This window comes from Marinobacter fonticola (genome assembly GCF_008122265.1).
GTDB lineage: Bacteria > Pseudomonadota > Gammaproteobacteria > Pseudomonadales > Oleiphilaceae > Marinobacter_A > Marinobacter_A fonticola.
Map to the genome: position 1 here is coordinate 2,110,939 of NZ_CP043042.1, position 15,210 is coordinate 2,126,148.

The 15,210-nt window shown below is 52.1% G+C and carries 11 protein-coding genes and 1 tRNA gene; 8 read left to right on the plus strand and 4 right to left on the minus strand.

The window, feature by feature from the left end:
• Positions 1-12 precede the first annotated feature (12 nt).
• The 4 genes from cydC to FXO11_RS09405 all read right to left on the minus strand — a co-directional run bounded on the left by cydC (position 13) and on the right by FXO11_RS09405 (position 5,935).
• The gene (gene cydC / locus FXO11_RS09390) at positions 13-1,656 is read right to left on the minus strand and encodes a thiol reductant ABC exporter subunit CydC (protein ID WP_148862737.1); all 1,644 of its coding nucleotides are present in this window, start codon (positions 1,654-1,656) and stop codon (positions 13-15) included.
• Positions 1,649-3,355, minus strand: a complete 1,707-nt coding sequence (gene cydD, locus FXO11_RS09395) for a thiol reductant ABC exporter subunit CydD (protein ID WP_168203147.1) — start codon at positions 3,353-3,355, stop codon at positions 1,649-1,651. Before cydD ends, cydC begins: the two co-directional genes overlap by 8 nt.
• A gap of 76 nt (positions 3,356-3,431) precedes the next feature.
• Complete coding sequence (cydB, locus tag FXO11_RS09400) at positions 3,432-4,433, minus strand: cytochrome d ubiquinol oxidase subunit II (RefSeq protein ID WP_148862739.1); 1,002 nt, start codon at positions 4,431-4,433, stop codon at positions 3,432-3,434.
• A gap of 2 nt (positions 4,434-4,435) precedes the next feature.
• Complete coding sequence (locus FXO11_RS09405) at positions 4,436-5,935, minus strand: cytochrome ubiquinol oxidase subunit I (RefSeq protein WP_148862740.1); 1,500 nt, start codon at positions 5,933-5,935, stop codon at positions 4,436-4,438.
• A 294-nt stretch (positions 5,936-6,229) separates the two neighbouring features.
• Between FXO11_RS09405 and FXO11_RS09410 the strand changes: the two genes are divergently transcribed.
• The 8 genes from FXO11_RS09410 (at position 6,230) to FXO11_RS09445 (ending at position 14,981) form a co-directional block, all read left to right on the plus strand.
• A complete protein-coding gene (locus tag FXO11_RS09410) occupies positions 6,230-6,853 on the plus strand; it encodes a class I SAM-dependent methyltransferase (RefSeq protein WP_148862741.1) in 624 nt (207 codons plus the stop codon).
• A gap of 119 nt (positions 6,854-6,972) precedes the next feature.
• Positions 6,973-7,059, plus strand: a tRNA-Leu gene (locus tag FXO11_RS09415).
• A 422-nt stretch (positions 7,060-7,481) separates the two neighbouring features.
• The gene (locus FXO11_RS09420) at positions 7,482-9,185 is read left to right on the plus strand and encodes an ATP-dependent nuclease (protein ID WP_148862742.1); all 1,704 of its coding nucleotides are present in this window, start codon (positions 7,482-7,484) and stop codon (positions 9,183-9,185) included.
• Positions 9,182-10,804, plus strand: a complete 1,623-nt coding sequence (locus FXO11_RS09425) for a UvrD-helicase domain-containing protein (RefSeq protein WP_148862743.1) — start codon at positions 9,182-9,184, stop codon at positions 10,802-10,804. The genes FXO11_RS09420 and FXO11_RS09425 overlap by 4 nt, the downstream gene beginning before the upstream one ends.
• 477 nt (positions 10,805-11,281) lie before the next feature.
• A complete protein-coding gene (locus tag FXO11_RS09430; RefSeq protein WP_148862744.1) occupies positions 11,282-11,581 on the plus strand; it encodes a type VI secretion system PAAR protein in 300 nt (99 codons plus the stop codon).
• A 311-nt stretch (positions 11,582-11,892) separates the two neighbouring features.
• The gene (locus FXO11_RS09435) at positions 11,893-13,425 is read left to right on the plus strand and encodes a type VI secretion system PAAR protein (RefSeq protein WP_148862745.1); all 1,533 of its coding nucleotides are present in this window, start codon (positions 11,893-11,895) and stop codon (positions 13,423-13,425) included.
• A complete protein-coding gene (locus FXO11_RS09440; protein ID WP_148862746.1) occupies positions 13,406-13,822 on the plus strand; it encodes a hypothetical protein in 417 nt (138 codons plus the stop codon). The genes FXO11_RS09435 and FXO11_RS09440 overlap by 20 nt, the downstream gene beginning before the upstream one ends.
• Before the next feature lie 148 nt (positions 13,823-13,970).
• On the plus strand, positions 13,971-14,981 hold the full coding sequence (locus tag FXO11_RS09445) for a hypothetical protein (protein ID WP_148862747.1): 1,011 nt from the start codon (positions 13,971-13,973) through the stop codon (positions 14,979-14,981).
• Positions 14,982-15,210: the final 229 nt, after the last annotated feature.

Here is a 15,210-nt window from a genome sequence, read left to right on the forward strand (position 1 = left end):
CCTGAGGGCACACTAGCCCAGGCGAATCACGCGATGTACATGCGGCAGAGCGGTTTCGTCGTGGGCTAGGGCAAGTACGGTTTTGCCACTGAGTTCGGTCGCCAACGAAGCAGATATCCGTTCGGCGGTCTCTCGGTCGAGGCCGGTAAACGGCTCATCGAGGATCACGATTGGCGTCTTCAGTAGCAGGGTGCGGGCCAGGGCAATGCGCCTTGCCTCGCCACCCGACAGCTGGCGGCCAGCCTCGCCCACCCAGGTCATCAACCCCAGCGGCCACCGATCCACGGCCCTGGCCATCTGAACCACTTCCAGCGCGTGCCAGATCTCGCCGGCGGTGACGTTCCCACGCGCCATCATCAAGTTGTCCAGCAAGGTCCCGTTGAACAGGTGCGTGCGTTGGGTCAGGTAGGCGATGCCTCGCAGGGCGCCTGCGCCATTGGCAGGCCACCAGGTATGGCCATGACAGATCAGCTCGCCTGAATCCGGTGTCACCAGGCCAGCAGCCAGATCGCCCAGGGTCGATTTGCCGCTGCCCGAAACACCGATAACCCCCACTTGGTCACCGGGTGCCAGCCGCAAGGTGAAGCGATCAACCACCGGTGACCCGTAGCCGAAACTCACGTCTTGCCATTGCAATGCGCCGGGGCGCGGCCAATCGTCGATTGGCGTCCGCTCAGGCATTTCGTGCCGCGTTTCGTTGTTCAGGCGATGCGCGGACGCGACGGTGCCGCCATAGTCGGCAAACGCCTGAGGCAGGTTGATGAACACTTCTCCCAAACCCAGCAGGGCCATCGCAATAAGCACGGTCACCGGGCCACTAACCGTCCCTGAGCCAACCGCGGCCAAGCCGAAAACCAGCGCGACCAGCATCGCACCCTGCAAGCTCCATGTGATCAGCCCCTGGGCCCACGCAACCGAACGCTCTGTTGCGAGCTGAGGTTCCATCATCGCCAGGTCGTCCGCCATGAGCCGGGCGCTGCAATCGCCTATCAGACCAGCGGCACGTAGCTCGGCCTGGCCTTCCAGTGTCTCGATGACGCGCCCGCGAATCGCCTCCAACGCCTCCACACGGTGAGCCGTGCGGCGAATATTGGATCGGGCCAGTCCCCAGGTGATCGACACCAGCAACGCGAGAAAGAGACCTAGTAGGACGAGGGCCAACTCAACGCTGACCAGCAACGCCAATGCCGACACCATCAACGAGATCACGAGAGCGACACCGAGGGGGGCCAGCAGACGCAGGTAAAGGTTATCCAGCGCGTCGACATCCTGTACCAGCCGGCTGAGCCGGTCGGACGCGCGTGCTTGGGCACGCTCCTGGGGCAGTTGGCGGGCTAGGGTGGTGAAGAGTGTCACCCGGAGGTCGGCCAAGAGCCGTAGCACTGTATCGTGGTTGAAAACGCGCTCTACATAGCGGGCAACGGCGCGGGACAAGGCGAAAAAGCGAATGCCGCCGCCGGGCGTGTAGATATTCAATGTCGCATTGATGCCCTGGGCGAGGAGCACGCCGGTAACCGCAGACGCGGTCAGGAACCAGCCAGACAGTCCCAGCAGGCCCACGGCCGATAAAACCGTCAGCAGAATCAGGCCGCCACCTATAGCCAATCGCCGCTTACGCTGCAGGATCAGCCGTAACCAGGGAAGAAGCTCACGCATCGCCCAGCCTCCCGCCTTCAAGCGTATAAACCTTATCGGCCATGGCCAGCAGCGCTGGATGATGACTCGCCATGATCAGGGTACGGCGACCCTCTGCCAGCCGTTTGAGGGTATCGATGATCTGTTGTTCGCTCTCGACATCCAGACCGGCCGTGGGCTCGTCCAGCAGCACCAGGGGATAGTCCGCCAGAAACACCCGCGCCAGGGCGAGACGGCGACCCTGGCCGCCGGAGAGACCTGCCCCGGATTCGGAGATCGAAGCCTCAAGGCCATCCTCGCGCGCCTCGAGGACGTGCAGCAGGCCAGCTTTGGTCATGGCTTCGCGCAGTTGGTCATCCGTGGCATTCGGCGCCACCAGACGTAAGTTATCGGCCCAGCTACCCTGCAGGATAAATGGCGATTGGCCCAGCCAGCCGAATGGTTGCTTACCGGGCGCTTCGCCAAAGAGGGCGATATCGCCGCTGTCGGGCGAGATAAAGCCGCCAATCAAGTGAAGTACTGTGGATTTGCCGCACCCCGACGGGCCTTTGATACCCACAACCTGCCCATGGGGAACGGAAAGGGACACGCCTTCCAATAAGTTTGGACGATGGTCAAACCCGAACGCGACGTTGTGAAGCTGAACGCCCAAGTCGAGATTATGCCTGCTCTCGCCTTGAGGCCGGGGTTGCGTGCGGAGGGGTGTATCCAGCCGGTCAAGGATACATTGCGCCGCACCCAGGGCGGCAGCCCGGTCATGATAGTGCTGGGATAGCAAACGCAACGGCTGGAAGAATTCAGGGGCCAGCAACAGGATGAACAACCCTGTAAACAGCGTGAGTTCCGCTGCGCCGCCGAAGTTGATATAGCCCAGCAGACCGAAGCCAATGTAGATAGCGATAACGGCAATCGCGACCGAGGCGAAAAACTCCAGCACCGCCGACGACAGGAAGGCCACACGCAAGGTTTTCATGTTGATGCGCCGGTACTGATCGGTGGCCTGGCGGACGTCGCCGGTGGCCCGGCGCGTCTGGCCGAGCAGCTGTAACGTGGTCAGGCCCCGCAAGCGATCGAGAAAATGCCCGGAGAGCCGGCCCAGCGTCTCGAAGTGCTGCTGGTTAAGCTTCTCGGCGCCCATGCCCACAAGAGACATGAAGAGTGGAATCAACGGCGCAGATATAAACAGAAATCCAGCGGCAATCCAGTCCAGCGGGAACACCACCAGCAGAATCAGAATCGGGACGATCACCGACAGCATCATCTGCGGCAGGAAACGGGCGAAATAGCCATGCAGCGCTTCCACTTGTTCGAGCCATTCGCTGGCCAGGGTGGCCGGACTCACATCGGATAGACCGACCGGGCCAGCTTTGCGCCAATGGCTGATCAGATCCTGGCGGACCCGCTGCCGAATACGGTGGCTGGAAGCGGCTGCCGAACGATCGCGCACGACCTGAAACCCGCCGCGCAGCAGGATAGCGATTACGATGCCAGCAATAACCGGCGCGAGATCGGAGAGCGCCGTTTCGTGGATCACCACACGATCCACCAGCCAAGCGGTGAGGCCCAGTTGAACGATCATCGCGACTGCGCTGGCGACACCGCCGATCACTGCCAGGCGGACTTGAGGGGCGGCATCCCGGGACAGCGATTTAAGCCACACGCGAAGGCGCTTGCGTCGTTCCCGGTCCGGGTCGGGATTGGACTCGCTTTCGCTATCCATTTGACTATCGATTTCACTATCGATGCCATTCCGCCCGGGGTCGGCCGGGCGGGGTGCATCGGTTTGGGCTCCTGGCTCAGTGATAGCCGGCACCGGCTTTCACTTTGCCGCGGAAGACCCAGTAGGTCCAGGCGGTGTACGCCAGCACGATGGGGATCACGAACAGCAGGCCCAGCAGGAGAAACAGCTGCGACTCGTAGGCTGAGGCTGCGTCGTACAGCGTGTAGTTCGGCGGCACCACATAAGGCCAGCGGCTGGCCAGCAGGCCCAGGTAACTGAAGATGAACAGGCCCATGGTGGAAACGAAGGGCAGTCCTTCCTGGCGTTTGCCCACGGACTTGTAGATCTGCCAGGCACAGAACAGCGCCAGCGCGGGGAAGATCCAGATGACTTTCAAGGCGGAAAACCAGCGGTCCCGTACGAGCTCGTCCACGAACGGCGTCCAGACGCTAACCAGCGCAAACACGACCAGCACCGCGAGCAGCAACGGACGGGTGATCTTATACGCCCAATCCTGGATATAACCCTCGGTCTTCAGGATTAGCCAGGTACTGCCCAGCAGCGCATAGCCTGCCATCAGTCCGAAGCCCGTCAACACGGTGAACGGCGTCAGCCAATCAAGCGCGCCGCCCACGTAGCGCATATCGGCGGTTTCGAAACCCTGCACATAGGCGCCCGCCACAGCACCCTGAGCGAACGAAGCCACCATTGATCCGCCCGCAAAGGCCCAGTTCCACAGATAGCGTGAGGTATTTGCCTTAAAGCGGAACTCGAACGCTACACCCCGGAAAATCAGCCCGGCCAAAAGTAGAAATACACCGATATACATTGCCGGCAGGAGGATCGAGTACACCAGCGGAAAAGCCGCCAGTAGCCCCGCGCCACCCAGCACCAGCCAGGTTTCGTTGCCATCCCATACAGGCGCGACGGAATTCATCATCACATCACGGGCTTCTTCCTTGGGGGCGAAGGGGAAAAGGATACCCACGCCCAGGTCGAAGCCATCCATCAGCACATACATGATGACGCCGAAGCCGATAATCACAGCCCAGATTAGGGTTAAATCGAATGGTTGCATGATTACTGGCCTCCCTTTTTGGAAGAAGTTGATCCTGAAGAGCCGGAAGAAGACGAGCCCTTGGGCGGCAAGCCTGCCGGTGTCAGCTCCATATCCCTGTCGATGCCCGGATAAGGCTCGTATTCGAACGACACGTGGGCTGCCGAAAACGGACGCATCGGACGGTCATGGTCCTCGTTGATCGCATCGTCGCCTTCCAGCCCGACTTGCAGCACACGGAACAGGTAATAGACGCCGGCGGTAAACACTAGGGCGTAGACAATGATGTACCCGATCAGCGTGAACAGAGCCATGCCGCCGGTCAGCGATGGCGTTACCGATTCGGCGTGGTTCATCACGCCGTAGACCAGCCAGGGCGCGCGCCCGGTTTCGGTGACGAACCAGCCGGTCAGCACCGCGAGGAAGGGCGCGATACTCATGACTCGAAGCGCTTGCAGATACCACCGGGTGGTATAAATCCGCCCGCCGCGACGAAGGACAAGGCCGGTAATGGCCGTCAGGATCATCAACATGCCCATGCCCACCATGACACGGAAACTCCAGAAAACGATGCCTACCGGCGGCTGCTCCTCTGGAGACACTTCCTTGAGGCCGGGCACGACGCCGTCCCACTCATGGGTCAGAATCAGGCTGGCCAAGCTGGGAATACCGATCTCGAAGTGATTGGTCTGATTTTCCTGGTCGGGAATCGCGAACAGCAGCAGGGGCACGTTGGACTGCGTTTCCCAATTGGCTTCCATCGCAGCCACCTTGGTCGGCTGGTGCTCTAGCGTATTCAAGCCGTGGAAATCGCCGATCACCGCCTGGGTGGGCGCCAGGATAAGGATCAGCCAAAGGCACATGGAAAGCGCCTTCCGGTTGACCTCGACCGCCCGGCCGAGCAGCAAGTACCAGGCGCTGACCCCCGCCACGACGAAGCTACCGGTCAGGAAGGATGCGACGACCATGTGAGCGAAACGGAAAGGGAAGGACGGATTGAAAATCGCCTCGGACCAGGACAGCACATGGAATATGCCGTCCCGCAGCTCTACACCGGCAGGTGTGTGCATCCAGCTATTCGCCGCCAGTATCCAGAATGACGAGATGAATGTCCCCGTGGCCACCATAATCGCCGACATCAGGTGCACCCCCTTGGGGACCTTGTCGCGCCCGAACAGCAATACCCCAAGGAACGCAGCCTCGAGGAAGAAGGCGGTCACCACTTCATAGCTCAGCATGGGGCCGAGGAAGTTGGCCGAGGCCCTGGAAAAATTGCTCCAGTTCGTCCCGAATTGGAAAGACATGACAATACCGGAAACCACGCCCATCCCGAAAACAACGGCGAAGACCTTAGTCCAGAAGGCCGACAGCTTCTCCCAAAGGGGGTTGTTCGTGCGGAAGGCCAGCCCCTCGAGAACGGCGATATAGGAGGCCAAACCAATGGTAAACACCGGAAAAATAGCGTGAAAGGAGACGACAAAGGCGAATTGGATGCGTGATAGGAGAATGGGATCTAGATCCACAGGGACCTCCGGTAAGTGACAATAATGGCAGAGCCAGGCATGGCTACAGCTGCCGCTCAAACGTATACGGTTAAATGAATGCCATTTGAGATCTTGTTTTTACCGGCATCTTGGCGTGGCGCATAAAGGCCTTTTCGCACCCTTAGCGACACTCTATGCTCAGACCATGGGTCGAGCATATAGGCCTGATGATTCAAATCAAAACGGTTGAAACCGAAGGCCGACGAGAGAACCCATAGCGGGAGCCTCTGAATAGGTCTGAACCCATAATAGTGTGATTAAAGGGGCTATCCAATGTCATTTTACGATGATCGCATCCTACCGCACCTGATCGACCTGTCATGCACCATCGGCCCCATCATGAAACTCCGCCAGAAGCTCGTGCCTATGGCTACTGGCGAAGTGCTCGAGGTAGGCATGGGGTCTGGCGTCAATCTCCAGTACTACAATCCGGACAAGGTCAGTCTCGTTTGGGGCCTGGAACCCTCTGAAGGCATGCGCCGCAAGGCAGCCAGCAACGTGGCCAGATCGCCAGTCGAGGTTCGCTGGCTGGACCTGCCCGGCGAGCGCATTCCTCTGGACGACGACAGCATCGACACCATCCTGCTGACGTACACCCTATGCACGATCCCCGACTGGCACTTGGCCCTGAAGCAAATGCGCCGCGTCCTAAAGCCCGGCGGCAAGCTCCTGTTCTGCGAACACGGCCGCGCGCCGGAGCCGGGCATCCGCAAATGGCAAGATCGCATAACTCCCGTATGGAAGAAGGTCGCTGGCGGCTGCCACCTGAACCGGCCCATTGGCAAGCTCATCGAGGAATCGGGCTTCGAGATCGAAACCCTGGAGAATCTATACCTCGACAACGCACCGAAGGTCGCCGGATACATCTACCACGGCGTCGCGGTAAAGCCGGTTTAGGGGAGGGTGATTGCGGCCGGAAACACGGAATCTGGTCGAAGAATAATCAATTTATGCGACAAGATTGCGATCCCGCACAGCTACTTATACAATCCCCGCTCCTTCCAGCACTCCCCAATGCCCGGGTGGTGAAATAGGTAGACACTGGAGACTTAAAATCTCTTGACCGTTAGGTCGTGCCGGTTCGAGTCCGGCCCCGGGCACCAAAAAAAAACAATGAGTTACGAAAACGCTTAAAAATCACTAAGGCTTTCCTTTTCCATTGTAGACATTATGTAGACATTTAACGCTTCGCCAGAGTGTTCGAGTGTCTGACTTCTATCATTACGAAGTTGCGACCGACCCATAAGCCGATTGGCCCTTCGTACACGAAATTCTCGCTACCACGATCCCACCTTAAACGCAGGGCTACAGCCCCTTTTCATAAGCGCAATCGCGTTTCGTTGTTTCCTATCGGTTAATGGGATAACGTATGTTTTAATTGAATTTTTTTGACCATTTCCTGATGTAGGATCTCGGCACGCCCAGCAAGCTAAGACTACTGTTCAAGATTTTTAGATAGCGCGACGCTAACAAATTTACTAAAAATACTAAGCGTAAGTATTTTGAAACTATTAAGGACGATAAGTTGAAGGTTTCATCGTTAATCTTGAAAGGTTTTAGAAATTTCAAGGACTGCTCAGTCAACTTTAATGCTAGCACCTTATTGATTGGCGCTAACGATGTTGGTAAGAGCAACATGCTTTATGCGCTACGTATTCTTCTGGATAAGAGTTTGTCAGACTCCGATATAGAGCCGTCGGAACTTGATTTTCACATAGGTGAGGCCGGCATCTCGCAAAAACTCGAAATTTCAATAATATTTGAAGATATAAAAGAAGATGCCGTTCTATCGATATTGAAAGGCAGTGTTAGCGATGATGGAAAGGCAATATTTAAATATGCTGCCAATCGGTCCGACCTAAGCCATCAGATTTTTGTCGGGAGCTCATTCGAAGACCTTCAGGAAGTGTCTGGCCGATACTACCTAAAGTATATTAATCTTAAATACATTCAGTCTCAAAGAGATCTAGAGCAATATATTAGAAAAGAAAAAAAACAACTATTAAAAATTTCCCAACAGGCATTAAGTGAGGCTCAACTAAAAGATGACGAAGATCTTTTAGCAGCTATTGGTAACGATCTTCGTGATCTAAACAATAAGATTTCTAATCTAGAATATGTAGGTTCTGCAACAAAAGATGTAAATGACGAGTTAAAAAAGCTTGCTCATCACCATGCGAACTATGAGGTTCAACTGGATACTGGCGCCATTGGTGTCAACGATTTTATCGACAAACTAAAACTAGGCGCCGTTACTAATGGCTCGAACGTAATGCTGGGAGGCGACGGCAGGAACAACCAAATTCTTTTAGCTATTTGGAAAGCAAAAAGTGTAATTGAGCACGATATTGACCATGAGGTAGTGTTTTATGTAATCGAAGAACCGGAAGCTCATTTGCATCCGCACCAGCAAAGAAAACTCGCAAGTTATCTTATCGAAGAACTGCCCGGTCAAACAATCATATCATCCCACTCGCCACAAATCGCAGTTAACTTTAAACCTGACTCTATCATCAGGATCTTACAGAAAAACGGGGTTTCCTCGGCAGCAAGCGATGGGTGCTCCGATTGTATTGCGGATGGTTGGGAGGATATGAGCTACCGTATGAGCATCCTGCCAGCAGAAGCCTTTTTTTCCAATGGAGTATTCTTAGTCGAAGGCCCCTCCGAAGTTCTTTTCTATCACGAACTCGCTAGGCAATTACACATTGATCTTGATTATGAAAATCTTTCAATTCTCTCGGTTGATGGCATCGCATTTTCAGTCTACGTTGGGATACTAGATGCTCTAGAGATTCCTTGGGCTTCACGAACAGACAATGATATTTCAAAGGTTCCCCGTCACGAAAAATGGCAATATGCTGGCATTAATCGCTGCCTAAAAATGGCTGATCTTGATCCGATGGAACACAGCGATAAATTTATTGGTGCGAGGGAAACTATCGCTAATGGCCTCTGGCAACAAATAGCAGATAAAGTAAATCCTAAAGGTATTTTCCTATCGAAAGTAGATTTGGAGTCAGACCTTGTCGGCGAGCTACCAGAACCTATCCTAGAGGCTCTGAATAAAGAAGACGAATCTACTGCAGTTGAATATCTCCAAAAGGAAAAAGCTCTTCGTATGCGAAGTCTGTTAAAGGAGATTAGGACAAGGCTAAGTGACTTAGAATCGGGAGAGCTCGCAAAACCTCTTAAGAAGCTGGCTGAGAAAAGCAGGGCCGCCTTATGAGTATGTTTAGGCCAACTCCAGAACAAAAAAGCGCGATCGATTACGATTACACCATGGTTATCACTGCTTGTCCAGGAAGCGGAAAGACAGCTGTGATGAAGGAGAAAATTCGGAAAATCACCCCTAATCTTCCTAGCCATAAAGGGGTTATAGCAATCACCTTTACGAAAAAGGCGAGCCAAGAGTTAAAGCACCGATGCAATGAGAATGCCCATGACACTAAGCAAAGCTTTTTCGGAACAATTGATAGTTTTTGCGTTAAAGAGTTGATAATGCCCTTTCTTTCTAGGTTATGGGGTGGAAAACCTGCTGACTGCACAATAGTAAAAAGGTTGGAAAGCCCTTATTCGCATTTTATTAAAGAAGAGTATCGGTCGCCAACGGCTACTGACATTGTCAATGATGATGGGTTTAGGAGAATATATGAAGCTGGTGTGTTATGGATGAATTCTTTTGCTGCCTTAGCGCTACTGATTTTAAATAGCTCGGAATCCGCTAGGAGGTACGTCAAGGCTCGATACTCCCACGTTTTTATAGATGAATATCAAGATTCCTCCTTAGCCCAACACGAACTTTTTATTAAACTTTTAGATCTAGGTCTCGTTGGCGCTGCTGTTGGCGATATTTCGCAATCGATTTATGAATTTAGAGGTGGAAATCCCGCTTTGTTGAGGGCGCTAGTTGATGATACTGATAGATTTAAACACTTTGAGATAACAATTAATCATCGCTGCCATCCATCTATAATAAATTACGCTTCCAGAGTTCTAGATTCTGATTTTAGACTAATTGATTCTGATGAAATTCGTGTTTTCAGAAGAGTGGTAAAGGGGAGCTTGAAGGATGCTGGGAGCGTTATATCAGGATGGCTTTCGGATTGGTTAAATAAGGGCAGTTGGGGTATAGAAAAGGCATCAGATGTTGCGATATTAGCAAAGCGAGAAAATTCGTTAAAGTTGTTGATGCAAGGGCTGGATCTCGATTATCGGGTCTATTTTGATAGCCCGCTCGATGCGATTGGCACCGAGTGTTCTGCTTTATATTCTAGGCTACTTGCATTCAAGTTTGGGGCGATTCCGACTGTTCAAGATTTAATAGACGATCAATTCGAGTTTGTTGGTCAAAAGGGAGTGTCAATTCCTGCTCTAAGGAAAAAAATAATTGGCCTGCGAGCAATTGAGGATGTTGATCGAATCCTTACAGAATTTAATGATTTAAGTGTGTTGCTAGACATGGAGTCCGACGAACGTATAAAGGATGCCGTGCGCGATATCTTAGCGAACGAAACGATTAGAAAACAGTTTATGGCAGTAGATGATAACGAATTACAGGTAATGACGCTGCACAAATCGAAGGGATTGGAATTCAAGCTCGTATTTCATTTTGATCTTGAGGAGTGGTCGTTCCCCTTCAGACAGTTTGTTCAAGGTGATTGGGACAACCCTGTTTATCCTAACTTAAGTCAAGATGAGAATTTGCACTACGTTGGTATAACTCGTGCAGAAAATTTTTGCTGTCTCATTCGAGTCACCTTGAGACAGAATGCACAAGGGAACTTCGTACAATCTCAGCCATCTTACTTTTTAAGTCTGCCCCAACTAGAAGGTTTTTATTCCTAAATATACACGATTCAAGTGAAGCACGTTTCGTTTAAAATAAAGCGATATTTTGCCTGCCGCATTTATCCTCGACTTCGTGGTAAATTAAGGTTGGCGGAGCGTACAGTTATTGACAGAACTCCAAGGTGGCGGGTGAATCTCACCATTCAGTTTCTCCCAGGCATAGGCGGTCGGGCAATGCGGCGATTTCCAGTGATGAGGGTCGGATCGATTTAATTTTGACCAATTCGGCATAGTCACTCGTTTCGACCAGCATCCAAATTCCTACCGAGTGATGAGGGTCAGATCGATTTAATTTTAACCAACTTGGAATCAATTGTAGCCCTGCGACTAGCCGCTAGCGTTGACGGAATTACTTGTGTTTTTTCTTGCTAGGACCGCTGACGGAGTTCCGCTACAATCCCGGAACGGAGCAACGGACAGCTCTACCGGCGCGACCAGAAGTGCAAAACCGCAAGGAAGAAACAGGAGGCCAGGATGGCTGGAAGAAAGATCGTATTGCTTGGTGATCTGGGTACGGATCACGAAGGTTTCCCACCGACACCTGTTATTTTAGGTTCCCCCGATGTGCTTATGGATGGCAAGCCGGTTGCCCGTGTTGGCGATCCGTTAGCGATGCACTCGAAACCTAAACACCCGCCGCACCCGCGAGCCATCGCTGCCGGCGAACCGTCTGTTTTGATCAACGGTATCCCTGTAGCTGTCACAGGCAGCGCGATTACATGCGGTGGCGTCACCATCGGTAGTGGCAGAGTGATGAGGGTCAGATCGATTTAATTTTGACCAATTCGGCATGGCCACTCGTTTCGACCAGAATCCAAATCCCTACCAGCCAACCCACTGGCTCAGCCACACAAATGGAATTTAGTTCAAAGGTGTCAGGGCGAATATTTTTCGTTAATTCCGGCCCGCGTCTTGTAGTGGCAGGCGCTGACGCAATTGCTGGTATTTTTGATCTGCTAGGATCACAGACTAAGTTTCGCTACAATCTCGGAACGGGAGCAACGGACAGCTCTACCGGCTATACGTAGACGTAAATAGCGCGCGACCAGAAGTGCGAAACCGCAAGGAAGAAATAGGAGGCCAGGATGGCTGGAAGGAAAATCGTATTGCTTGGTGATCTAGGCACGGATCACGAAGGTTTCCCACCGACGCCTGTGATTTCAGGTTCCCCCGATGTTCTTATGGATGGCAAACCGGTAGCCCGTGTGGGCGACCCGTTAGCGATGCACTCGAAACCCAAGCATTCACCGCACCCGCGAGCAATCGCCGATGGTGAACCGTCAGTTTTGATCAACGGTATCCCAGTAGCCGTAACGGGAAGCGCTATTACATGCGGCGGCGTCACCATCGGTAGTGGCAGCGGCGTCGCCGGCGGCGGTGCATCAGGAGGACCGTCAGGCACTTCAGGTGTTGTAACCAGTGCGGTAGCCTCTTCACCTGCACCTGCAAAGGTGGCAGCAAATACAACTGCTGCAGGGACAAGCGCCGCCTCTGGTCCTGCTACGTCATCTGCACCTTCCCCTGCGGTTTTACCCAACGCCTATTCTCAGACGCGCCCGCATAGTGAAGCCGACCCTTCTCAGACAACGCAGTCACAAGCCCGATCAGAAGACGCAAGTAAAAATCCTTCGAAGGAACTATCGGAGCCTGGCTTTCACGTCGTCAGGGAGCCGATGGGTAAAATCGAGCTTTTGCGGACACTGTACGGCGACGCTTCTGCCAAACCTGAGCATTTTGATCGGCTCAACCCACAGTTAGGCAGCCGCGTGCTTCCCGGTGAAATGATCGTTCTGGGCGACCCCAATGCACACGAGTGCACTAGTGAGGAAGCGCGCCTCATGGACGTAGCCGCAAGCGTCAACCAGGAAATCCACGAGCTCACCGAAGCTGAGGCTCGGTTCCTGTCGGATAACTACGCCTTTCTCGAATTCATGGTCTCGTCCGGCTCTGCGGGGATGGGGGCGGGAGCTTTTGCGATCAGTCAGCAGCTCAATAGTATTAAGGCTTCGCTCACAGAGTTGGAGGAGCTTCATCGGCGTACTTACACCCGATATGGCCAGCTGAACCACGAAGCCTTTTATAGCGAACGCCGCAGCATTTTCCGGAAACTGGATTTCGCCCTGGGCAAAGTCGCGCGAAGTGGTCTTTCGCTTGACGGTGACGCCAGCCTCAAGCGCGCCCTGGGTTTGTCTTCCAAGAGTCTCGTTCACCATTGGAAATCAGCTGGTGTAGGCGATATCCCAGGTTATAGCACGCACTTCAGCAAGCTGGCCCGAGCCGCAAAGTGGAGCAGTCGGATGGGGTATGCAGGCATTGGTTTAGGATTCGCTGGCGCGACCTTGGCGGTAAAGCAAGCTTGCACCTTTGGCTCGGATGAGGACTGTAAGAGAGCGTACTTTAACGAATTTGGGCGCTTCGGAGGAAGTACGTTTGGTGGTTGGGTTGGTGGTGCCGGGGGAGTATACGTATGTATCGCATTAGCTGGTGCTACCGGCGTTGGCGGGGTGGCATGCGCGTTGATTGTGGGCGGCTCCGCATCCGTCGGTGGTGGCAAATTAGGTGGTGACGCCGGTCAATATGTTGGTGGGGACATTATTCATGAACTCATTGTTGAGTAATGAAATGCTCACGGTTGTTCTCGGAGTAACGAGTTTTACTGGGATGGTCGTGGGGTTGGTTGCTGGAGTGATTATTTTGACTGTGGGCTTTCGGAAGGTTGTGGAGGTCGAGAAGCTGGTCGCGCCAAATGGCAGTGAGATAGATAAGATGGCCCGGCTGGTGGGGGATCATTTTGTTGGCCGAATGATCAGAAGTATCGCCTTAACCTCTTTTTTGATGCATCGCGAGTTTCCCGGATGGGGTGTGGAGCGGGCTGCAAAATGGGGAAATGTGGAGGCTGAGGTGCCATCGAGGCTAAGAAAGTGGGTTCTTTTTCCTCAATGCCTATTCATTGTGTGTGGGCTTCTGTTCTTTCTCTGCGCTGGATTAGCAAAATGGCTTGATACAGGAGCTTGAGTTAGTTGATGGCTGCTTTCAAACGATCTGAAAGGTAACGGATGTCAGAGCGCACATTTCTATTTTTAGTTAAGTAGAATGAGGAGAGGGGGTGAAAAAGTTTCTTAAAAATGGCGCTATGGTAGCTAGCTAGCTTGGCTTATATTATTTGCTGGTTTTTACGTTTAAGGAAGGAATTCCTTTCCCTTTAGATATGTCTGTCTTACCTACAGTGTTGATAGCGCTAGGTATGCTTTGCATATTATTTACCTGTGTGGCTATTCTATATTCAATAATTTCTTTTATCGTGATTTTTGATCCTGCTGAAATTGGTTATGATAATCTGTTTTTTGCACGGCCTAGCTGGCTTGAGTCAAAGGTAGTGGCAAGTGTTTTGAATTTTTTAATATTTTTCTCTTTTACGCCTGTTTTGCTGTTTTCTTTAATTTATTTTGAGTATGAGCATGCTGGCGCAATAGCGCTAATTTCAATGTTTACAGTTCCGGTATTGTTTGTATATTACGCTTTTACGCCAAACAAAAGTGTAAAAGAAGAAAGATTTAGGGTGTTTGGAACGCTTGTTTTCTGGAAGTCAGTAATTACGTTCTTCTACATAAATTTGTTTGCATTTCTATCAGTAGTGGTTTATTTCAAATACTTAGAGTTCGGGCTAAAATTTGAATCTGATATGCAGTATCTGATAGCTTTCCTCGTGTTTTTTGCTTTTAGCTATTTTGTGTTGCTGCCTCCAAAAAAGAAAAATAACTTTCAGAAAAATGCTGAAGTTTACACTAAGAAAAAGTTTTCGTCGGAAATTTTGAAAATCCCAGCTTTTTATGTGTATTCTTTCTCTCTATTACTCACACTGATTCCGAGCATTTCATACAGTACTGCATCTGTGTCATTTCAGTTCTTGAATGTTGGTGGAGGGATCGAACGATCTTACTATTTTTCAAAGCGATCTAAAGTAACTGTTCCGCCAGATTTAATTGAAAGTTGTGTAGATGATGACTATTGTCGAACAAAGGTGGTTAGTGTGGTGTTTGATATTGGTGGGGTTCTTTATGTAAGAGCGTCTCTTCAAGAGGAGGGCGGCGCTCTGATATCGTTGCCGAAATCTAATCTATATATGATTAGTGGCCAGCAGAAACAAGATGGTAAGTTTGAAGGCGTCAAGTAAAAACTGCAAGCGAAAGGTGAAAGTGATGAGGGGCGGATCGATTTAATTTTGATCAATTCGGCATAGCCGCTCGTTTCGACGAGAATCCAAAGCTCTACGAGCCAGCGGCCTGGCTCAGCAACACAAAAGGAATTTAGTTCAAAGGTGTCAGGGCGAATATTTTTTTGTCAATTTTAGCCCGCTCCTAGTAGTGGCAGGCGCTGACGCAATTGCTCGTATTTTTGACCTG